The following is a 22,437-nucleotide window of genomic DNA, read 5'->3' as shown; positions in this document are numbered from 1 at the left end:
CAGACATCCCACAGACATCCCACAGGCGTCCTGCAGACGCCCTGCAGACCCCTGATGAAGCCCCACAGACGCCTCACAGGCACCACACAGCAAAGCCCCACCGGGAACCAAACACTGCCTTCAGGGAGTTATCCGGCCGTACGTCCCGGAAGGAGCTCCCCCTCCATGAACAAGCCGCTGAGAAGGGCATCGGTGTTCTCGCTGCTGCTCGTGCTGGCCCTGCTCGCCTGGGTCACCTATGTGCAGTTGGCGAGAGGCGACAGTCTCCGGGAGAACCCGCGCAACGCCCGGGTGGCCATCTCCGAGTACGCCGGGCCGCTGGGCGACATCATCGCCGGCGGCAAACCGGTCACCGGCTCGGCCGCCACCAAGGGCGACCTGAAGTACAAGCGCACCTACCCGGACGGGAAGCTCTGGGCGCCGATCACCGGCTACGCCTCCCAGTCCTACGGCAGCACCCAGCTGGAGGCCCTGGAGCGGCAGGTCCTCGACGGCTCCGACAGCCGGCTGAAGAACCCGCTGGAGGCCGTGACGCGGGAGCGGTCCAAGCCCGGCGACGTGGTCACCACGATCAACCCGGCCGTGCAGAAGGCCGCCTACGAGGGGCTGGGGAACAAGACCGGCGCGGCGGTGGCGATCGACCCCACCACCGGCGCCGTCCTGGGCCTGGCCAGCACGCCCTCGTACGACCCCGGCAGCTTCGCGGGCTCCTCCACGGCGGACCAGAAGGCGTGGACCGCGCTGCAGAAGGACGACAAGCAGCCGATGCTGAACCGCGCGCTGCGCCAGACGTACCCGCCGGGCTCGACCTTCAAGGTCGTGGTCGCCGCCGCGGCGCTGGAGAACGGGCTGTACTCGTCGGTGGACGAGCAGACCAAGAGCCCGGATCCGTACCGGCTGCCGGGCACGGTCACCGATATGCACAACGAGAACAGGTCGGCGCCCTGCAAGAACGCGAACATACGCACCGCCCTGCAGTACTCGTGCAACACGGTCTTCGCGAAGATGGCCGTGGACCTGGGCCAGTCCAAGGTGGCGGCGGAGGCCAAGAAGCTGGGCTTCGACAATGCCAAGCTGGACATCCCGGTGCGCGCCGCGAAGAGCACCTACCCGAGCGGCATGAACGACTCGCAGACGGCCCTGACCGGTATGGGGCAGTTCGATGTGACGGCCACTCCGCTGCAGATGGCGATGGTCTCCTCGGCCATCGCGAACGACGGCAAGCTGATGACCCCGTACGAGGTCGACCGCACCACGGACGGCAGCGCGTCCGCGCTGGACCGGACCTCGGCCAAGACCTACAGCCAGGCGATGTCCCGGCACACCGCGTCCGAGCTGCAGTCCGCCATGCGGACGGTCGTGGACCAGGGCACCGGGACCAACGCGAAGATCCCCGGGGTGACGGTGGGCGGCAAGACCGGCACCGCCCAGCACGGTGAGAACAACAGCGCCAATCCGTACGCGTGGTTCATCAGTTACGCGGACGCGGGCGGCGGCCACAAGGTCGCGGTCGCGGTGGTGGTCGAGGACAGCGACGCGGCCCGCGCCGACATCTCCGGCGGCGGTCTGGCGGGGCCGATCGCCAAGTCGATGATGAAGGCGGCGCTGGGCGGCGACTGAGGTGCCCCGGAGGCGAGCCGCCTTGTCACAGATACCGGCTCGTGACCTGGGCGCGGATGGCGCTGGGCCGGGTTGTCACCCCTGCCTCGTAGACTGGTCGGCGTGAGCGAGGAGCGCCCCCAGAACGAGTCCGATGAGTTCGAAGAGATCGTCGGAGCCGAGACCGACCGCGACCCCGATCTGGCGGTGATCGAGGCCGGCAGCCGGACGCTGCGTGCGCAGTCCGGGCCGCCGCAGGGGGACGGCATCCCGGCCCGTCCGGCCGACCCCGAGGTGGACCGCGCCCTGCGCGAGGTGGAGGGCGAGCTGGCCCGGCGCTGGCCGGAGACCAAGCTGGACCCGTCGCTGGTGCGGATCGAGTCGCTGATGGACATCCTGGGCTCGCCGCAGCGGGCCTATCCGTCGATCCACATCACCGGTACGAACGGCAAGACCAGCACCGCCCGCATGATCGAGTCGCTGCTGGGCGCCTTCGAGCTGCGCACCGGCCGCTACACCAGCCCCCATGTCCAGTCGATCACCGAGCGGATCAGCCTGGACGGGGCGCCGATCTCCGCCGAGCGGTTCATCGAGACGTACGAGGACATCCGGCCGTACATCGAGATGGTCGACGGCGGGCAGGAGCACCGGCTGTCCTTCTTCGAGGTGCTCACCGGCATGGCGTACGCGGCCTTCGCGGACGCGCCGGTGGACATCGCGGTGGTCGAGGTCGGCATGGGCGGCTCCTGGGACGCCACCAATGTGATCGACGCGGGCGTCGCGGTGATCATGCCGATCTCGCTGGACCACACCGACCGGCTCGGCACCACTCCGGAGCAGATCGCCGTCGAGAAGGCCGGCATAGTCAAGCAGGACGCCACCGTGGTGCTCGCGCAGCAGCCGGTGGAGGCCGCCTCGGTGGTGCTCAAGCGCGCGGTCGAGGTGGATGCCACGGTCGCCCGTGAGGGCATGGAGTTCGGTGTGCTGTCCCGGGAGGTGGCGGTCGGCGGTCAGCTGCTGACCCTGCGCGGCCTCGGCGGGGAGTACACCGATGTCTTCCTCCCGCTGCACGGCGCCCACCAGGCGCACAACGCGGCGATGGCGCTGGCGGCCGTGGAGGCGTTCTTCGGCGTCGGCTCCCAGCACGCCCGGCCGCTCGACATCGACACCATCCGCTCCGCCTTCGCCTCCGTGACCTCGCCCGGCCGGATGGAGGTCGTGCGCCGCAGCCCCACCGTGGTGCTGGACGCCGCGCACAACCCCGCGGGCGCCCGTGCCGCCGCCGCGGCGGTCACCGAGTCCTTCGACTTCAGCCGGCTGATCGGCGTGGTCGGGGCGAGTGACGGCAAGGACGTCCGCGGTCTGCTGGAGGCCTTCGAGCCGATCTTCGCCGAGGTCGTGGTGACCGGCAATTCCAGCCACCGCGCCATGGACCCGGACGAACTGGCCGCGATCGCCGTCGAGGTCTTCGGCTCCGACCGGGTCCAGGTCGAGCCGCGGCTGGACGACGCCCTGGAGGCCGCCATCACCCTGGCGGAGGAAGAGGGCGAGTACGCCGGAGCGGGCGTTCTGGTGACCGGGTCGGTGATCACGGTCGGCGAGGCCCGGCTCCTCCTGGGAAAGGGCTGATATGCGAACGCTGTGCGCTTCCACCCTCATCGGTGAGTTCTTCGTGATCGGCTTCGCCGGGCTGGTCGCGATGAAGACGTCCGGGCTGTCCACGGGCACCGTCTGGACGGTCAGCGGGATCGCCATGGGGCTGTGTGTGCTGCTGTGCGGGCTGCTGAGCCGTCCGGGTGCGGTGCAGATCGGCTGGGCCCTGCAGATCGGCCTGGTGCTGAGCGGTTTCGTGGTGCCCACCATGTTCTTCCTCGGGGCGGTCTTCGCCGCGCTGTGGTGGGCCTCGGTGCACTTCGGCCGCAAGGTCGACGAGGCCAAGGCGCGGTTCGCCGCGTCCTCGGCGGCCTCGCCTGACGCTGCGTGACGTGGCCCTCGTTCCCCCATGTAGCCTCTGCCTCACAGCCCCACCGCATGTCTTTTCCCAAAGGAGCCCGCACCGTGAGCCAGCGCACGCTCGTCCTGCTCAAGCCCGACGCCGTCCGACGCGGACTGGTGGGCGAGATTCTGGGGCGGATCGAGAAGAAGGCGGGCTGGACGATCAGCGCCCTCGAGCTGCGTCAGCTGGACCGTGAGGTCCTGGAGCAGCACTACGCCGAGCATGTCGGCAAGCCGTTCTACGAGCCGCTGGTGGAGTTCATGGCCTCCAGTCCGGCCGTGGCGCTGGTGGTCGAGGGCGAGCGGGTGATCGAGGGCGTCCGGGCGCTGGCCGGGCCGACCGACCCGATCGCCGCGGCGCCGGGCTCCATCCGTGGCGATTTCGGCACCATCGTTCGGGAAAATCTGATCCACGCTTCCGACTCGGCGGAGTCCGCCGAACGGGAAATCAAGATTTTCTTTCCCGGTCTCGCCTGATCCCCATCCGATCGTGACTGATCGGCCATCAGTTTGATCATCAGCTTGCCACACCCCTGCTGACCTGGGGGCGGCCGAATTACCCGGCCGCCCTTCCGCATATGCGAGCCGATCGGGGGAACGCATCTCCGCGACACGACGTCACCATTAGAGGAGGCGGGGTCGTGTTCTGCTGACAATGGCGGAGGACCCCCGCAGCGTGTTCGAGCGGGCGTGACTACGATGAAGCTTCCGCGCCTCGCAGCGCACACCCATCCTGCCGACCTCAAGCAAGCAATCGCTCCAGCAGGGAAGGCCTGACGTATCCTCATGGGGAACAACATGTCGTTCATCGGCCGTGACATGGCTGTCGACCTCGGGACCGCCAACACGCTGGTGTACGTCAGGGGCCGCGGGATCGTCCTCAACGAGCCATCCGTCGTCGCCATCAACACCAACACCGGCGGAATTCTCGCCGTGGGCGCCGAGGCGAAGAAGATGATCGGCCGCACCCCTGGCAACATCGTCGCTGTGCGTCCGCTCAAGGACGGCGTTATCGCCGACTTCGAGATCACCGAGCGGATGTTGCGGTACTTCATCCTCAAGATCCATAAGCGACGGTATCTGGCCCGGCCCCGGGTGGTCGTCTGTGTGCCGTCCGGTATCACCGGCGTCGAGCGTCGTGCGGTCATCGAGGCGTCCACCCAGGCGGGCGCCCGTCAGGTGCACATCATCGAGGAACCCATGGCCGCGGCCATCGGCTCCGGCCTTCCGGTCCACGAGGCCACCGGCAACATGGTCGTGGACATCGGTGGCGGCACCACCGAGGTCGCCGTCATCTCGCTGGGCGGCATCGTCACCGCGCAGTCCATCCGGGTGGCGGGCGATGAGCTGGACAACGCGATCATCCAGCACATCAAGAAGGAGTACAGCCTGCTGCTCGGCGAGCGCACCGCCGAGAACATCAAGATCACCATCGGTTCGGCGTACGAGAGCGACGAGGAGGAGCACACCGAGATCCGCGGTCGTGACCTCGTCAGCGGCCTCCCCAAGACCGTGGTGATCTCCGCCGCCGAGGTCCGCAAGGCCATGGAGGAGCCGGTCAACTCGATCGTCGACGCGGTCAAGACCACCCTCGACAAGTGCCCCCCGGAGCTCTCCGGCGACGTCATGGACCGCGGCATCGTGCTCACCGGCGGCGGTGCGCTGCTGCGTGGCCTGGACGAGCGGCTGCGCCGCGAGACCGGGATGCCGATCCACATCGCCGAGGATCCGCTGGACTCCGTCGCGCTCGGGTCCGGCAAGTGCGTGGAGGAGTTCGAGGCGCTCCAGCAGGTGCTGGACGCCCAGCCCCGCAGATGACAACCCGGCGGACCGGCCGTACGGGTGGTTGGCTGCTCGTGCGGCGGAACGCTGATATACAGGCATAAGGCTCCCCAGGACCGGCCGGTCACTTTGGTCCCCGGCACCGGTCCGACTTCGACGAGGAAGGCACGTCGCCGCACGTGAGGGACACACGAGAGAGCCGGCTGCTCCTGGTGCTGCTGGTCGCCATCGCGTTCGCGCTGATCACGGTGGATATCCGCGGCGGCGAGGACTCACCCCTCGACGGCGCCCGGCACGCCGCCGCTTCCGTCTTCGGGCCCGTGGAGGACGGCGTCGCCTCCGCGGTGGACCCGGTCGGCAACGCGGTGGCCGCCGTACGGGAATCCGGTGACCGGCACGACCGGGTCCGCCGGCTGGAGGAGGAGAACACCAAGCTCAAGCAGCGGCTCGGCAACAGCGCCCGCGATCGCGCCCGCTCCGCCGAGCTCGACAAGCTGCTGAAGACCGCCGGCGCCGGTCAATACGGCATCAAGGGCGCCCAGGTCATCGGCATCGGCGCCGCCCAGGGCTTCTCCTGGACCGTCACCATCGACATGGGCAGCCGCGACGGCATCCGCCGCGACATGACCGTCATCAACGGGGACGGGCTGGTCGGCCGGGTCACCACCGTCGGCTCCACGACGGCCACCGTGCTGCTCGCCATCGACCCGGACTTCACCGTCGGCACCCGTATGGAGGGATCGGGCGAGCTCGGTTTCGCCACCGGGCGCGGCGACCGCTCGCTCCATGTGCAGCTCCTCAACGGCAAGGCCCGGATCAAGAAGGGCGACCGGATGGTCACCTTCGGCTCCCAGGCGGACAAGCCGTTCGTCCCCGGCGTCCCGGTCGGCAAGGTCGTCCGCGTCGATCCGACCGGCGGCGATCTGACCCGCACGCTCCAGGTGCGCCCGTACGTCCGGTTCAGCAAGCTGGACATCGTCGGGGTCGTCGTCCAGCCGCCGCGGGCGAACCCGCGGGACAGCGTGCTCCCGCCCAAGCCCGCGAAGCCCAAGCCGACGCCCACGGTCACGGTCACGGCCAACCCCTCCGCCACCGCCACCAGCCCGGCCGCCAACAGGAGCTGACCGATGCTGCACCTCAACCGGATCGTCCTGTCGACCTGCCTGGTGGTCTTCGCCCTCGTCGTCCAGATCTGCGTACTGGCCCGCCTCCAACTGCCCGGCGCCGTGCCGGACCTGCTGCTGCTCGTCGTGCTCGGCCTCGCGCTCGTCTACGGCCACACCGGCGGCGCGCTCATCGGCTTCGGCGCGGGGCTGCTCGCCGACTTCGCCCCACCCGCCGACCACGCCGCGGGCCGCTACGCCCTGGTGCTGTGCGTCATCGGCTATCTGGCCGGACTCGCCAAGCCGGAGACCGGCCAGCTCAGGTCGGCCACCGGGCCGATGCTGGTGGTCGTGGCGGCGGCCATCGGCGCCACGCTGCTGTACGCCGGGGTCGGCATCCTCGTCGGCGACGACGCGGCCCGTCAGGTGGGCCTGGGCAAGCTGCTGTTCACCGCGGCCCTCTACGACCTGCTGCTGGCCCCCTTCACGGTGCCACTGATCATGGGGCTCGCCAGACGGAGCGAGAACGATCCGATGGCCGACAGCGCGGGCGGCGGCGGTGAGAGCCCGTCCCGCTGGATCAGCACGGCGGGCGGCGTCAGCACCGGCCGGATCGGCCGGATGAGCCGGTTCAGGCGCCCGGGCCGGGCGCCCAGGATCGGCAGCCAGCGCGGTGGGCTGCTGGCCCGCACGGGGAAGAACAGGACGGCACGCATCAAGGGGGTCAAGCGCCTGTGAGCAATGCCCTCCCGTCGCCCGCCGCCCTCCCGTCGCCCGCAACCACCCTCATGGGAGCGCGCCATGAGTAATATTCCTGAGACCGGACGGACCTCCCGGGTCACCATCCGGCTCGTCGGCCTCCAGATCCTGGTCTTCTCGCTGCTGCTGACCCTCGGCGGACGCCTGTGGTACCTCCAGATCCGCAACGGTGACGAGTACACCGCCGAAGCCGCCAACAACCACGTCCAGCAGGTCGTCCACCCCGCCGTGCGCGGCTCCATACTGGACGCCCGCGGAGTGCCGCTGGCCGACAACGAGACCCGTCTGGTGGTCTCCGCCAGCCGCACCGAGCTGATGAAGATGCCGGACGACGGCAAGGCCGTCCTCACCCGCCTCGCCGACGTCCTGGGCATGAAGCCCAAGGACGTCCTGGACAAGGTCCGGCTGTGCGACGCCAAGACCCCGCAGCCCTGCTGGAACGGTTCCCCGTACCAGCCCATCCCGATCACCGACGAGGCCAGCGCCAAGCAGGCGCTCCAGATCCGCGAGCGCGAAGAGGACTTCCCCGGCATCAGCGCCGAGCCCACCGCCGTGCGCCGCTACGCCGCGCCCGCCGGCTCCAACGCCGCCCAGGTGCTCGGCTATCTCTCCCCGGTCACCGATGAGCAGGTGAAGGAGGCCGAGCACTCCAAGTCGCCCCTGCTCCGCTCCGACCAGGTCGGCAGCAACGGCCTCGAGCGCCAGTACGACAGCGAGCTGCGCGGCAAGGCGGGGGTGACCCGCTACGAGGTCGACAACCTCGGGCGGGTCATCGGCCAGCGGGAGAGCCAGAAGGCCCGCCCCGGAGCCAACGTCGTCACCAGCATCGACTCGCGGGTCCAGGCGGTCGCGGAGAAGGAGCTGGACCAGGCGATGCGGGACGCCCGCAAGCAGCACGACCGGAACACCGGCACCAACTACAAGGCGGACTCCGGCGCGGTCGTGGTCATGGAGGCCAAGACCGGCCGGGTGGTGGCCATGGCGTCCAACCCGACGTACGACCCCAACGCCTGGGTCGGCGGCATCTCCGGCAAGGACTACAAGCAGCTCACCGGCAAGAAGTCCAACTACCCGCTGCTCAACCGGGCGATCCAGGGCCAGGCGGCCCCCGGCTCGATCTTCAAGGTCATCCCGACGACCGCCGCGGTCAACGCCGGCTACGACTTCAACGGCCCCTACGCCTGCACCAGCTCGTTCAACATCGGCAGCCAGGTCTTCAAGAACTTCGAGTCCGAGAACTACGGCGGGATCAGCCTCGGCCGCGCGCTGGAGGTCTCCTGCGACACCGTCTTCTACCGGATCGCCTACGACGAGTGGAAGAAGGACGGCGGCAACAAGCCCAAGAAGAAGCCGGGGGACTGGTTCTACCGGACCGCCCACCAGTTCGGCCTCGGTAAGGAGACCGGGGTCGACCTGCCCAACGAGGTCACCGGCCGGGTCCCGGACCGCCAGTGGAAGAAGGACTACTGGAAGGCCAACAAGGACGCCTGGTGCAAGTCCGGCAAGAAGGACGGGTCCTACGGCGAGCGGATCGCCTACGAGAACTGCCTCGAGGGCATGAAGATGCGCGCCGGTGACTCCGTGAACTACTCCATCGGCCAGGGCGACACCCTCGTCACCCCGATCCAGATGGCCACCATCTACGCGGCCATCAGCAACGGCGGCACGCTCCACGACCCGACCGTCGGCAAGGCGATCGTCAGCCCCGACGGCAAGGACATCCAGGAGATCAAGCCGAAGGCGCACGGAAAGCTGCCGATCAGCGCCAGTCTGCACAAGAGGATCGACAGCGCGCTCGCGGGCGTGGCCACCCGGGGCACCGCCGCCTGGCGGTTCCAGGGCTGGCCGCAGAGCAAGATCCCGATGCACGCCAAGACCGGTACCGCGGAGGTCTACGGCAAGCAGACCACCTCGTGGTTCGCCACGTACACCAAGGACTACACGGTCGTCATGACGATCTCCCAGGGTGGTACCGGCTCCGGGGCCTCCGGTCCCGCCGTGCGCAAGATCTACAACGCGCTGTACGGGGTCGACGCCAAGGGCGGCATCGACAAGAAGAAGGCGCTGCTGCCCCAGCCGCAGGCCAAACTGCCGAAGATCTCGTCGGACGGCTCCATCGAGCCCCAGCCGCTCGGCAAGCAGTTCGAGGCGGCCGCGCGGGAGCGGCGGCGAGGAGCTGATTCATGAGCGCGTCCACGCATGGGTACTCCGTCCGCCGCTTCACCCCGGAGCGCGGCGCCTGGAGCAAGCTCATGGCGCGCGATTCGATCGTCCGCCGCCTCGACTGGGTGCTGCTGCTCACCGCGCTGGCCCTGTCCGCGATCGGCGGGGCGCTCGTCTACTCCGCCACCCGCAACCGCACCGAGCTGAACCAGGGCGACCCGTACTACTTCCTGGTCCGGCACGCCCTCAACACCGGCATCGGGCTGCTGCTCGCCATCGGCACGATCTGGCTCGGCCATCGCACCCTGCGGGGCGCGGTCCCGGTCCTCTACGGGCTGTCCGTCGTCCTCGTGCTCGCCGTGCTCACCCCGCTGGGCTCGACGATCAACGGCGCCCACGCGTGGATCGTGATCGGCGGCGGATTCTCCCTGCAGCCGGGTGAGTTCGCCAAGATCACGATCATCCTGGGGATGGCGATGCTGCTGGCCGCGCGGGTGGACGCGGGCGACCGGCTCAACCCCGACCACCGCACCGTCGTCCAGGCGCTCGGCCTGGCCGCGCTGCCCATCGCGATCGTGCTGCTGATGCCGGACCTCGGCTCGGTGATGGTCATGGCGATGATCGTGCTCGCCGTGCTGCTCTCCTCCGGCGCGTCCAACCGCTGGATCGCGGGGCTCATCCTCACGGCCGTGGTGGGCGCGCTGCTCGTCTGGCAGCTGCACGTCCTCGACCAGTACCAGATCGACCGCTTCGCCGCCTTCGCCAACCCCGCGCTCGACCCGTCCGGGGTCGGCTACAACACCAACCAGGCGCGCATCGCGATCGGCTCGGGCGGGCTCACCGGTAAGGGGCTCTTCCACGGCACCCAGACCACCGGTCAGTTCGTCCCCGAGCAGCAGACCGACTTCGTCTTCACGGTCGCGGGGGAGGAGCTCGGCTTCCTCGGCGCGGGCCTGATCATCGTGCTGCTGGGGGTCGTGCTGTGGCGCGCCTGCCGGATCGCGCGCGACACCACGGAGCTGTACGGGACGGTCGTCGCGGCCGGGATCATCGCCTGGTTCGCCTTCCAGGCGTTCGAGAACATCGGGATGACGCTGGGCATCATGCCGGTGGCCGGTCTGCCGCTGCCGTTCGTCTCCTACGGCGGGTCCTCGATGTTCGCCGTATGGATCGCGGTGGGGCTGCTGCAGTCCATCCGGGTGCAGAGACCCGTCTCCGCATAGGGTCCGCCGGGTATCGCGTCTCCGCTTGGGGCTGATAAGCCCGAGTTTGGGTACGTGACACACATGGTGGACACGAAGCAGGAGATAGAACGCAAGTACGAGGCCACCGCGGAGGAAGCCGGTCCGTCCGGGCGGCCCGACCTGCCGGGCCTGCCCGAACTGACCGGAGCGGGGCCGGTCGCGACCGTGGTGAGCCGGGGAGTCGCCACCCTGGAGGCCACCTACTACGACACCCCCGGGCGGCGGCTGCTGGCCGACGGCATCACCTTGCGCCACCGCACCGGCGGCGACGACGAGGGCTGGCATCTGAAGCTGCCCGTCGGCCCGGACACCCGGGAGGAGCTGCGGGCGCCGCTCGGCGAGGAGGTGCCCGCCGAGATGGCCACGCTGCTGCGCTCGCGGGTCCGCCACGATCCGCTGGGCCCGCTCGCCCGGCTGCACACCGAGCGGGACCGCAAGGATCTGGTGGACGCCGACGGCACCGTGCTGGCCGAGGTGTCCGTCGACCGTGTGACGGCCCGGCGGCTGGCGCCCGAGGAGAGCGCGCCGACCCGGTGGACCGAGGTCGAGGTCGAGCTCGCCGAGGGCCGGGGCCACGATCAGCGGCTGCTCGACGCGGTCGAGGCGCGGCTGCGCGACGGCGGTCTGCACCGCGCCGACACCCCCTCCAAGCTCGCCAAGGCCCTGGCCGAGACGGAGCGGGCCGCGGGCGCGGTCGAGAGCGGCGGAGGCGGGCCCGGCAAGCCCGGTAAGCCCGCCAAGCCCGGCAAGCCCGCGAAGACCGCCCGTGAGGTCGAGCGGGCCGCGGCGGAGCCCCGGCGGCCGCTCGGCGCCGACGATGTCGTCCTGGACTACATACGCCGTCAGATCGACGCCCTGGTGCGGCTCGACCCGGCCGTGCGCAGGGACGTGCCGGACGCGGTGCACCGGATGCGGGTCGCCACCCGCCGGCTGCGCAGCGCGTTCCGCTCCTACCGCAAGGTCCTGGACCGTTCGGTGACCGACCCGATCGGCGACGAGCTGAAGTGGCTGGCCGGTGAGCTCGGCGTGGAACGCGACCGCGAGGTGCTCACCGAGCGGCTCCAAGGCCGGCTGGCCGAGCTGCCCGAGGAGCTCCGGCGCGGCCCGGTGCGCGAACGGCTGCACCACTGGTCGCACGGACGGCGCGACGGCGCACGCGCCACCGTCCTGGGCGCGCTGGACAGCGAGCGCTACCTGACGCTCCTGGACACCCTCGACGCCCTGGCGGCCGATCCGCCGCTGCGCGACGACGCCGCGAAGCCCGCCGCTCCGGTGGCCGCCAAGGCCGTGCTGCGCGACTACGAGCGGCTCGCCGGCCGTATGGCCACCGCCCTGGAGACGCCTCCGGGGCCGGACCGCGACATCGCCATCCACCAGGCCCGTAAGGCCGCCAAGCGCGTCCGCTACGCCGCCGAGACGGCCCGGCCCGCGCTCGGCAAGTCCGCCAAGCGGTTCGCCCGCCGTATGCAGGACGTGCAGGACGTGCTCGGCGACCACCAGGACAGCGTCGTCGCCCGCGAGGCCCTGCGGCAGCTGGCCACCCAGGCCCATGTCGCGGGGGAGAGCGATTTCACCTTCGGGCTGCTGTACGGCAGGGAGGAGGAGCGGGCGGCCGCCCGCGAGCGTGAGCTGCCGGATCTGTGGGCCGAGGTCTCGCGCGAGAAGCACCGGGCGGACCTGGAGGCTTGATCGGGCGGAGCCGGAGGCTTGATCGGTGGCGAGGGCGCCCGGCGGGGCGGGTACGCTTGAGGGTCACCCCCTGTCGGCGCACGAAGGTTACTGATGTCTGTCGAGTCGGTCTTCCCACAGCTCGAGGCCCTGCTCCCCCATGTGCAGAAGCCGATCCAGTACGTCGGCGGTGAGCTGAACTCCACCGTCAAGGCGTGGGAGGAGTGCGACGTCCGCTGGTCGCTCATGTACCCGGACGCCTACGAGGTCGGGCTCCCCAACCAGGGCGTCATGATCCTCTATGAGGTCCTCAACGAGCGCGAGGGCGTCCTCGCCGAGCGCACCTACAGCGTGTGGCCGGACCTCGAGGAGCTGATGCGCGAGCACAAGGTGCCGCAGTTCACCGTGGATTCGCATCGCCCGGTGTCCGCGTTCGACTTCCTCGGGGTCTCCTTCTCCACCGAGCTGGGGTACACCAACCTGCTCACCGCGCTCGACCTCGCCGGCGTCCCCCTGGACGCCGCGGACCGCACTGAGGACCACCCCGTGGTGGTCGCGGGCGGCCATGCCGCGTTCAACCCCGAGCCGATCGCCGACTTCATCGACTGCGCGGTGATCGGCGACGGTGAACAGGCCGTGCTCGACATGACCGGGATCATCCGCGCCTGGAAGGCCGAGGGCCGTCCGGGCGGCCGCGATGAGCTGCTCTTCCGCCTCGCCCGCACCGGCGGCGTCTACGTCCCGAAGTTCTACGACGTGGAGTACCTGGCCGACGGGCGGATCTCGCGCGTGGTGCCGAACCGCTCGGGCGTGCCGTGGCGGGTGTCCAAGCACACCGTCATGGACCTCGACGAGTGGCCCTACCCCAAGCAGCCGCTGGTGCCGCTGGCCGAGACCGTCCATGAGCGGATGTCGGTGGAGATCTTCCGCGGCTGCACCCGGGGCTGCCGCTTCTGCCAGGCGGGCATGATCACCCGCCCGGTGCGCGAGCGGTCGATCACCGGGATCGGCGAGATGGTCGACAAGGGGCTGAAGGCCACCGGTTTCGAGGAGGTCGGCCTGCTGTCGCTGTCCTCCGCCGACCACACCGAGATCGGCGACGTCGCCAAGGGCCTCGCCGACCGGTACGAGGAGGACAAGATCGGTCTGTCCCTCCCGTCGACCCGGGTGGACGCCTTCAACATCGACCTCGCCAACGAGCTGACCCGCAACGGACGCCGCTCGGGCCTCACCTTCGCCCCCGAGGGCGGCAGTGAGCGCATCCGTAAGGTCATCAACAAGATGGTCTCGGAAGAGGACCTCATCCGTACGGTGGCCACCGCGTACGGCAACGGCTGGCGGCAGGTGAAGCTGTACTTCATGTGCGGGCTGCCCACCGAGACCGACGACGACGTCCTCCAGATCGCCGACATGGCGACCAAGGTCATCGCCAAGGGCCGCGAGGTGTCCGGCAAGAACGACATCCGCTGCACGGTCTCCATCGGCGGCTTCGTCCCCAAGCCGCACACCCCCTTCCAGTGGGCCCCGCAGCTGAGCGCCGAGGAGACCGACGCCCGGCTGGAGAAGCTGCGCGAGAAGATCCGCGGCGACAAGAAGTACGGCCGCTCGATCGGCTTCCGCTACCACGACGGCAAGCCCGGCATCGTCGAGGGCCTGCTCTCGCGCGGCGACCGCCGGGTGGGCGCGGTCATCCGCGCCGTCTACGAGGACGGCGGCCGCTTCGACGGCTGGCGCGAGCACTTCAGCTACGACCGGTGGATGGAGTGTGCCGAGCGGACCCTGCCCGACTTCGGCCTCGACGTCGACTGGTACACCACCCGCGAGCGCGCCTACGAGGAGGTCCTGCCCTGGGACCACCTCGACTCGGGCCTCGACAAGGACTGGCTGTGGGAGGACTGGCAGGACTCCCTCGACGAGACCGAGGTCGAGGACTGCCGCTGGACCCCCTGCTTCGACTGCGGCGTCTGCCCGCAGATGCAGACCGAGATCCAGATCGGCCCCACCGGGCGGAAGCTGCTGCCGCTGTCGGTGAAGTAGCCGGCCGGCGGTGACGTAGCGGTCGGGCGGTGACGCAGCCGCCGGGTGGTGACGCAGCCGTCCGGCGGCCCTCCGTCACCGGGCCGCCCGCGTGGCCCACAAAGTAGGCTGGAAGACACCGGGGCCCGTGGCCCTGGTGTTCGACGGCAGAGAAATACAAGGAGACAGTCCCCTGGGCAAGCGACAGCCCGAAGGCCCGCCGCCCGCTCCCGCGGTGCAGCGCATCCGTTTGCGTTACACCAAGCGCGGCCGCCTCCGGTTCACCAGCCACCGCGACTTCCAGCGCGCCTTCGAGCGGGCGCTGCGCCGCGCCGAGGTGCCGATGGCCTACTCGGCGGGCTTCACCCCGCATCCGAAGGTGTCCTACGCCAATGCCGCACCCACCGGCACCGGCAGCGAGGCCGAGTACCTGGAGATCCAGCTGACCGAGGCGCGCGACCCCGAGAAGCTGCGGGCGGTCCTCGACGAGTCGCTGCCCGCGGGACTCGATGTGATCGAGTCCGTGGAGGCTCGCACCTCGGGGCTCGCCGACCGGCTGCAGGCGTCCGTATGGGAGATCCGGCTCGACCAGGTCGACCCGGCGGACGCCGAGCGTGCCGTCGCGGCCTTCCTGGAGGCCGAGACGGTCGAGGTGGAGCGGCGGACGAAAAACGGGTTGCGAACCTTCGACGCCCGTGCAGCGGTGGCCCGGCTGGAGACGCTTCCGGGTCGGGCCGATAGGCCTGGCGACGGTGGCTGTGCGATACTGCGGCTGGTGGTACGGCATCTGACACCTGCCGTGCGACCCGACGACGTCCTGTCCGGTCTCCGCGCTACGGCCGACCTGGCGCCGCCGGTCCCCGCAGCGGTGACCAGGCTGGCGCAGGGGCTGCTCGATGAGGAGTCCGGCACGGTGACCGACCCGCTCGCGCCCGATCGCGAGGCAGCTCAGGCCGCTCCATCCACGGCCGCCAAGCTGACCGCCGCGATGGCGCCGGAAGGTCCCGCGTAGGGCCGCCGTCGATGCGCCGCCGATGCACTTGGGAGCCACCCGGGTCCGGCTGGCGCACTGACCAGAAGACTTTCGCCGGTCCCGGCAGATCCGGTCCCGGCGAGCGAGACGACAGCTCCCGTGCGGCGCCCGCGCCCCGGACGGCGGCACACGCGCACAGTGCGCGGGTGGCCGGCCGGATGCAGGCGCGGCGCCCGGGAGCGTGACGGGAGAAACGCCCGCATGCTCGAACCTATTGAGCCGACCCAACCTGTCCAGCCCCTCGGGTCAGCCGCGCCGCGTGCCGTGGTGCCCGGGGAATCCATCGAGAACACGCCCAGCGACACGCTGCCCCCGCGCCGTCGCCGCGCGGCCTCCCGCCCGGCCGGTCCGCCGCCCGGCGTGGTGAGCGGGGCCGAGGTCACCACGCCCTCGGTACCGGCCATAGCCGCTGAGCAGAACGGTGCCGTCGCCGCCGACGAGGCCGCTTCCGAGCCCGTCGCCGCCGGTGCCGCCATGGCCACCGCGAGTGGGTCCGTATCCGGATCCGACACCGAATCCGCCGCTCCGCCCGCTCGTACGCGGCGGCGGGTCGCCCGTAAGGCGACCGCCCCGGCGGGTTCGCCGGAGGCCGCGGAGACCGTGGTCCCGGCCGACGCCGGGCGTGGCGGCGAGGAGACCGAGGCCGCCCCGGCGCCTGTCGCGGAGCCCGTGGTGGAGGCCGCCGCCGAGGCCGCTCCGCCCGCTCGTACGCGTCGCCGTGCCACCCGTAAGGCGACCGCTCCGGCCGGTGCCCCCGCGGAGGCGGAGGCCGTGCCCCCGAAGGAGCCGAACGAGCCGAAGTCCGAGGAGTCCGCGTCGGCTGCCGAGGCCGAGGCGGAGACCGTGCCCCCGGCGCCCGCCCGTACCCGCCGTCGTGCGACCCGTAAGGCCACCGCCCCCGAGGGCGCGCCGCAGGCGGAGGCCGCCGACGCGGACGCGTCGTCTGCGGCGGCCGCTGGTGGCAGTGGTGACGAGGCCACCGCCCCAGCCGCAGTCGCAGCCGATGCCCCGGCCGAGGCCGACGAGGCCCCGCGTGCTCGTACGCGTCGCCGTGCGGCCCGTAAGGCGACCGCTCCGGCCGGTGCCCCCGCGGAGGCGGAGGCCGTGGAGGCGGAGGCCGTGGAGGTCGTGCCGTCGACGGAGCCGGAGGAGTCCGCGGCGGCCGCCGAGGCCGAGACCGTGCCCCCGGCGCCCGCCCGTACGCGTCGCCGTGCGACCCGTAAGGCCACCGCTCCCGAGGGCGCGCCCACGGCGGCCGCCGATGAGCCCGCCGCCGAGCAGCGGAGCGAGAGCGCCGAGGAGACCGCCGGTACGCGGGCCGAGGACGACGCGCCGCGCACCCGCACCCGCCGCCGTGCCACCCGGAGCACCGCCCCCGCCGCCGAGGAGCCGAGCGGCGCCCAGGAGCCGCAGGCCGCCGAGGCCGAGGCCCCGGCCGCCGCGTCCGAGCCGGAGCCCGCGCCCCGTTCGCGGCGCCGCGCGGTCCGCCCGCCGACGGCCGTGTTCCAGGCGCCCGTGTTCACCGAGCCGGTCTTCCAGACGCCGGAGAGCGCCGCCGCCGAGGCCGCCGCCGCGCTGGAGGAGGCCGAGGAGGAGGACGAGGAGCAGCCGACGGCCGAGGCCGTCGAGCCCGAGGCGCCCGCCGGCCGCCGTCGGCGCCGCCGCCGTGGCGCCGCGCCCGAGGAGCAGCCGGAGGCCGAGGAGCCCGAGGCCGCCGAGGAGCCCGAGGCCGAGAGCGAGACCGAGGCCGAGTCCGGCCAGCCCGAGGGCGAGCCCGGCGAGGAGGAGTCGGGCGACCGTCCGGCCCGTCGCCGCCGCCGTGGCGGCCGTCGTCGCCGCCGGGGCGAGATCGCCGAGGCCGAGGGCGCCGAGGGGCGCTCCGAGACCGGTGAGCGGTACGAGGACGAGTCGGCCGCCGAGGGCGAGGGCGCCGAGGAGCAGGGCGACGGCCGGGACGAGCCGGGCGCCGAGGCCGGTGAGCCCGGCGGCTCGAGCAGCAGCCGCCGTCGCCGTCGCCGCCGCCGTCGCAGCGGTGACGCCGCCGAGCCCGAGGCGGCCGGTGACGACCCGGAGCGCACGGTCGTCAAGGTCCGCGAGCCCCGCGAGCGGCGCGGCAAGGAGTCCGAGTCCAGTGCCGACGAGGTGCAGTCGATCAAGGGGTCGACGCGTCTGGAGGCCAAGAAGCAGCGCCGTCGCGAGGGCCGTGAGCAGGGCCGCCGCCGCGTGCCGATCATCACCGAGGCCGAGTTCCTGGCCCGCCGCGAGGCGGTCGAGCGGGTCATGGTCGTCCGGCAGAACGGCGATCGCACCCAGATCGGGGTGCTGGAGGACAACGTCCTCGTCGAGCACTTCGTCAACAAGGAGCAGGCCACCAGCTACGTCGGCAACGTCTACCTGGGCAAGGTCCAGAACGTGCTGCCGTCGATGGAGGCCGCCTTCGTCGACATCGGCAAGGGCCGCAACGCCGTGCTGTACGCGGGCGAGGTGAACTTCGAGGCGCTGGGGCTCTCCAACGGGCCGCGCCGCATCGAGACCGCCCTGAAGTCCGGCCAGTCCGTGCTGGTGCAGGTCACCAAGGACCCGATCGGTCACAAGGGCGCCCGGCTGACCAGCCAGGTCTCCCTGCCCGGCCGCTACCTGGTGTACGTGCCCGAGGGCTCCATGACGGGCATCAGCCGCAAGCTGCCCGACACCGAGCGGGCCCGGCTGAAGCAGATCCTCAAGAAGATCGTTCCCGAGGACGCGGGCGTGATCGTCCGCACCGCCGCCGAGGGCGCGAGCGAGGAGGAGCTGTCCCGCGATGTCGCCCGGCTGCAGGCGCAGTGGGAGGAGATCAAGAAGAAGGCGAAGAGCGGTAGCGCCCCGTCGCTGCTCTACGGCGAGCCCGACATGACCGTCCGGGTCGTCCGCGACATCTTCAACGAGGACTTCTCCAAGGTCATCGTCAGCGGTGACGACGCCTGGGAGACCATCCACGGCTATGTCTCGCACGTGGCGCCCGACCTCGCCGACCGGCTCCAGAAGTGGACCTCGGACGTCGACGTCTTCGCCACCTACCGGATCGACGAGCAGCTGATGAAGGCGCTGGACCGCAAGGTCTGGCTGCCCAGCGGCGGCTCGCTGGTGATCGACCGGACCGAGGCGATGGTCGTCATCGACGTCAACACCGGCAAGTTCACCGGCCAGGGCGGCAACCTCGAGGAGACGGTCACCAGGAACAACCTGGAGGCGGCCGAGGAGATCGTGCGCCAGCTTCGGCTGCGCGACCTCGGCGGCATCATCGTGATCGACTTCATCGACATGGTGCTGGAGTCCAACCGCGACCTGGTGCTGCGGCGGCTGCTCGAGTGCCTGGGCCGGGACCGTACGAAGCACCAGGTGGCCGAGGTCACCTCGCTCGGCCTGGTCCAGATGACCCGTAAGCGGGTCGGCCAGGGGCTGCTGGAGTCCTTCTCCGAGTCCTGTGTGCACTGCAACGGCCGCGGCGTGATCGTCCACATGGAGCAGGCGTCGTCCGCCGGCGGCGGTGGCGGCAAGCGCAAGAAGAAGAAGTCCGCCGCCGGTGCCGCTCAGCAGCAGGAGCGGGCGGCCGCCGCGGCCGAGGCCGAGGCCGAAGCCGAAGCCGAGGCGGAGTCCGAGGACGTCACCGAGGCCGCGGCCGAGATCGCGGCGGAGGCCACCCAGCCCAAGCCGCTGCCCGAACCGGTCTTCGCGGCCGACGAGGAGCTGTACAGCAGCGCCGCGGAGGCCGAGGCCGCCGCGACCCGTGGGCGTACGCGCCGCCGTGCCACCCGTAAGGTGTCCGCCCCGGCGGGCGCCCCGAAGGCCGCCAAGGAGCCCGAGGGCGTGGTGGTCGTGGTGGCCGACGAGCCGCGGGAGGCGGCCCCGGCGGAGCCGGCGGCGGCCGCCGAGGCCCCCGCCGCCGCTTCCGCCGAGGAGCCGGCCACGCTCGAGGGCGTTCCCGCGCCGCGTACGCGCCGCCGTGCGACCCGTAAGGTGAGCGCCCCCGCGGGCTCGCCGACGGGCTCCGAGGAGGCGGCCGTGGTGGTCGTGAGCGGGTCGTCCGCGGAGCCGGAGTCGGCACCGGAGCCCGAGTCGAAGCCCGAGCCGGAGGCGGCGCCCGAGAGCGCGTCCGCCGAGGGCGAGGCCGAGGCCGCGGCACCGGCGAAGAAGACCGCCCGTAAGGCCGCCAAGAAGGCTCCCGCCAAGAAGACGGCGGCCAAGAAGACCGCCGAGAAGAAGACAGCGGCGAAGAAGACGGCCGCCAAGAAGACCACGGCCAAGAAGACGACCGCCAAGAAGACGGCGACGAAGAAGACCGCGGCGGCGGAGCAGCAGACTCCGCAGTCGGTCTCGGCCGCCGCCGACGACTGACCCGGCCGTCCGGCCGACCGGGGGCACACTGTCACGTGGCAGTGTGCCCTCCGGGTTCTGCTAACCTTGACCCTCGGCGTCTGTACGCCAAACCCCTGAGCACATCCCTTCCGCTTCGCCGGAAGAGGCCGTTCGGCCGATGGTGAATCGCATGATCCTCGGTTGTCACGACCCTCGTGGGCCGTGTTGGGCGGCTGGCATCAGAGGTCCCGATTTCTAGCGAGAGAGTGAGAACCGCGTGTACGCAATCGTGCGCACCGGCGGCCGCCAGCAGAAGGTGGCCGTGGGCGATGTCATCGAGGTCGACCGTCTGGCAAGCAACAAGGTCGGCGACACCGTCGAGCTTTCCACTCTGCTCGTTGTCGACGGCGATGCCGTCACCAGCGACCCGTGGGTGCTGGCCGGTGTGAAGGTCCGCGCCGAGGTCGTCGACCACCACAAGGGTGGCAAGATCGACATCCTGAAGTACAAGAACAAGACCGGTTACCGGAAGCGGATCGGCCACCGTCAGCTGCACACCGCGCTGAAGATCACCGGCATCGACTCGGCTGCGAAGTAAGGGACTGAGAAGAGATGGCACACAAGAAGGGCGCATCGTCCACTCGGAACGGTCGCGACTCCAACGCCCAGCGGCTCGGCGTCAAGCGCTTCGGCGGCCAGGTCGTCAACGCGGGTGAGATCCTGGTCCGCCAGCGCGGCACGCACTTCCACCCGGGCACGGGTGTCGGCCGCGGCGGCGATGACACGCTGTTCGCGCTGGCCGCCGGTGCGGTGCAGTTCGGCACCAGCCGTGGCCGCAAGGTCGTGAACATCGTTCCGGTCGCTGAGTAATCAGCCCAGGGCGATATCGCACAGCCTTTTCCGAGGGCGGACCGCTCTTCCCGTGACGGGAAGCGGGTCCGCCCTCGGCGCGTTACGAGCGTGAGGCACATCAGAACACCCCGAAACCGTATGTACTGGAGGCACCCGTCATGACCACCTTCGTGGACCGCGTCGAACTGCATGTCGCCGCGGGTAACGGAGGCCACGGCTGCGCCTCCGTGCACCGCGAGAAGTTCAAGCCGCTCGGGGGACCGGACGGCGGCAACGGCGGCCGGGGCGGCGATGTGATCCTGGTCGTGGACCAGTCCGTCACCACCCTGCTCGACTACCACCACAGCCCCCACCGCAAGGCCACCAACGGCAAGCCCGGCGAGGGCGGCAACCGCTCCGGTAAGGACGGCATCGACCTGGTCCTGCCGGTCCCGGACGGCACCGTCGTCCTCGACAAGCGGGGCAACGTCCTGGCCGATCTGATCGGGCAGGGCACCACCTACATCGCCGCCCAGGGCGGCCGTGGCGGCCTCGGCAACGCCGCGCTCGCCTCGGCCCGCCGCAAGGCCCCCGGCTTCGCGCTGCTGGGCGAGCCGGGGCACTCCGGGGACGTCGTCCTGGAGCTCAAGACCGTCGCGGACGTGGCCCTCGTCGGCTACCCGAGCGCCGGCAAGTCCTCGCTGATCTCGGTGCTTTCGGCGGCCAAGCCGAAGATCGCCGACTATCCGTTCACCACGCTGGTGCCCAACCTCGGTGTGGTCACGGCCGGTTCGACCGTCTACACCATCGCCGATGTCCCCGGCCTGATCCCCGGCGCCAGCCAGGGCAAGGGCCTCGGCCTGGAGTTCCTGCGCCATGTCGAGCGCTGCTCGGTGCTGGTGCACGTGCTGGACACCGCGGCGCTGGAGTCCGAGCGCGATCCGCTGACCGACCTCGACGTCATCGAGGCGGAGCTGGCCCAGTACGGCGGTCTGGACGACCGGCCGCGGGTCGTCGTGCTCAACAAGGTCGACATCCCCGACGGCAAGGACCTCGCCGACATCATCCGGCCCGATCTGGAGGCCCGCGGCTACCAGGTCCTCGAGGCCTCGGCGGTCGCCCATCTCGGCCTAAAGGAGCTGTCCTTCGCCCTGGCGAAGATCGTCGCGGAGGCGCGGGAGGCGAAGCCGCAGGAGGAGGCGACCCGGATCGTCATCCGGCCGAAGGCCGTGGACGACGCGGGCTTCACGGTCGTCGCCGAGGAGGGCTTCTACCGCGTGCTGGGCGAGAAGCCCGAACGCTGGGTCCGCCAGACCGACTTCGCCAACGACGAGGCCGTGGGCTACCTCGCCGACCGCCTGGCGCGGCTCGGCGTCGAGGAGGAGCTGATGAAGGCGGGCGCCCACTCGGGCGACGAGGTCGTCATCGGCCCCGAGGACGACGCGGTCGTCTTCGACTGGGAGCCGAGCCTCGCGACCGGCGCGGAGATGCTGGGCCGCCGTGGCGAGGACCACCGCTTCGACGCCCCGCGCCCGGCCGCGCAGCGGCGGCGGGACCGGGACGCCGAGCGGGACGGGGCGGACGAGGAGTTCGACGCGTTCAAGCCGTTCTGAGGGCCGCGCGGCTCCCGAGCCGCACCGGCGCGCCGCTCCGGGGCCCCGCACGAGCCCTGTGCGGGCCCTGAACGGGCGGGCCCCACACGAGCCCTGAGCGGGCCCTGAACGGGCGGGCCCCGCACGAGCCCTGAGCGGGCCCTTAAAAGGCGGGCCCCACGCGGGCCATGAGGCGGGCGCCCCCCGTGCGGGCCCTCAGCGGGAGAGCCCCCGCACGAGCCCTGTACGGGCGTCTCGGTGCCGTCCGGCAGGTGGCATGACGAAGGGCCCGGGAGGGATCTCCCGGGCCCTTCGTC

At 71.2% G+C, this 22,437-nt stretch carries 16 protein-coding genes; all 16 read left to right on the top strand.

Annotated features, from left to right (window positions below):
* The first annotated feature begins 165 nt into the window (after positions 1–165).
* The 16 genes from NP777_RS16085 to obgE all read left to right on the top strand — a co-directional run bounded on the left by NP777_RS16085 (position 166) and on the right by obgE (position 22,141).
* Entirely contained in the window at positions 166–1,620 is a 1,455-nt protein-coding gene (locus NP777_RS16085; RefSeq protein ID WP_256650819.1) for a peptidoglycan D,D-transpeptidase FtsI family protein, read from the top strand.
* A 102-nt stretch (positions 1,621–1,722) separates the two neighbouring features.
* A complete protein-coding gene (gene folC / locus NP777_RS16080) occupies positions 1,723–3,228 on the top strand; it encodes a bifunctional tetrahydrofolate synthase/dihydrofolate synthase (RefSeq protein ID WP_256650818.1) in 1,506 nt (501 codons plus the stop codon).
* A 1-nt stretch (position 3,229) separates the two neighbouring features.
* Positions 3,230–3,583 carry a DUF4233 domain-containing protein gene (locus NP777_RS16075; RefSeq protein ID WP_020871338.1) on the top strand — a complete coding sequence of 118 codons (354 nt, stop codon included), beginning with the start codon at positions 3,230–3,232 and terminating at the stop codon, positions 3,581–3,583.
* 74 nt (positions 3,584–3,657) lie between these two features.
* Positions 3,658–4,071, top strand: a complete 414-nt coding sequence (gene ndk / locus NP777_RS16070; RefSeq protein WP_256650817.1) for a nucleoside-diphosphate kinase — start codon at positions 3,658–3,660, stop codon at positions 4,069–4,071.
* 321 nt (positions 4,072–4,392) lie between these two features.
* The gene (locus tag NP777_RS16065) at positions 4,393–5,412 is read left to right on the top strand and encodes a rod shape-determining protein (RefSeq protein WP_198275458.1); all 1,020 of its coding nucleotides are present in this window, start codon (positions 4,393–4,395) and stop codon (positions 5,410–5,412) included.
* Between the two features lie 143 nt (positions 5,413–5,555).
* On the top strand, positions 5,556–6,500 hold the full coding sequence (gene mreC / locus NP777_RS16060; protein WP_256650816.1) for a rod shape-determining protein MreC: 945 nt from the start codon (positions 5,556–5,558) through the stop codon (positions 6,498–6,500).
* Between the two features lie 6 nt (positions 6,501–6,506).
* Positions 6,507–7,217 (top strand): rod shape-determining protein MreD, encoded by a 711-nt coding sequence (mreD, locus tag NP777_RS16055; RefSeq protein WP_256650911.1) that lies wholly within the window; start codon positions 6,507–6,509, stop codon positions 7,215–7,217.
* A gap of 63 nt (positions 7,218–7,280) precedes the next feature.
* Entirely contained in the window at positions 7,281–9,425 is a 2,145-nt protein-coding gene (mrdA, locus tag NP777_RS16050) for a penicillin-binding protein 2 (RefSeq protein WP_256650815.1), read from the top strand.
* Positions 9,422–10,624 (top strand): rod shape-determining protein RodA, encoded by a 1,203-nt coding sequence (gene rodA / locus NP777_RS16045; protein ID WP_256650814.1) that lies wholly within the window; start codon positions 9,422–9,424, stop codon positions 10,622–10,624. The genes mrdA and rodA overlap by 4 nt, the downstream gene beginning before the upstream one ends.
* Before the next feature lie 63 nt (positions 10,625–10,687).
* A complete protein-coding gene (locus NP777_RS16040) occupies positions 10,688–12,334 on the top strand; it encodes a CYTH and CHAD domain-containing protein (RefSeq protein WP_256650813.1) in 1,647 nt (548 codons plus the stop codon).
* A gap of 93 nt (positions 12,335–12,427) precedes the next feature.
* Positions 12,428–14,350 carry a TIGR03960 family B12-binding radical SAM protein gene (locus NP777_RS16035; protein WP_256650812.1) on the top strand — a complete coding sequence of 641 codons (1,923 nt, stop codon included), beginning with the start codon at positions 12,428–12,430 and terminating at the stop codon, positions 14,348–14,350.
* A 214-nt stretch (positions 14,351–14,564) separates the two neighbouring features.
* Entirely contained in the window at positions 14,565–15,341 is a 777-nt protein-coding gene (locus NP777_RS16030) for a TIGR03936 family radical SAM-associated protein (RefSeq protein WP_256650811.1), read from the top strand.
* A 222-nt stretch (positions 15,342–15,563) separates the two neighbouring features.
* Positions 15,564–19,736, top strand: a complete 4,173-nt coding sequence (locus NP777_RS16025; protein ID WP_256650810.1) for an Rne/Rng family ribonuclease — start codon at positions 15,564–15,566, stop codon at positions 19,734–19,736.
* 238 nt (positions 19,737–19,974) lie between these two features.
* Entirely contained in the window at positions 19,975–20,295 is a 321-nt protein-coding gene (gene rplU, locus NP777_RS16020) for a 50S ribosomal protein L21 (RefSeq protein WP_216344159.1), read from the top strand.
* A 14-nt stretch (positions 20,296–20,309) separates the two neighbouring features.
* Complete coding sequence (rpmA, locus tag NP777_RS16015) at positions 20,310–20,567, top strand: 50S ribosomal protein L27 (RefSeq protein WP_020871349.1); 258 nt, start codon at positions 20,310–20,312, stop codon at positions 20,565–20,567.
* Between the two features lie 140 nt (positions 20,568–20,707).
* Complete coding sequence (gene obgE, locus NP777_RS16010) at positions 20,708–22,141, top strand: GTPase ObgE (protein WP_256650809.1); 1,434 nt, start codon at positions 20,708–20,710, stop codon at positions 22,139–22,141.
* Positions 22,142–22,437: the final 296 nt, after the last annotated feature.

The organism is Streptomyces rugosispiralis (genome assembly GCF_024505145.1).
GTDB lineage: Bacteria > Actinomycetota > Actinomycetes > Streptomycetales > Streptomycetaceae > Streptomyces > Streptomyces rugosispiralis.
The sequence above is the reverse complement of the archived record's forward strand: the minus strand, read 5'-3'. Positions and strand labels throughout refer to the sequence as shown.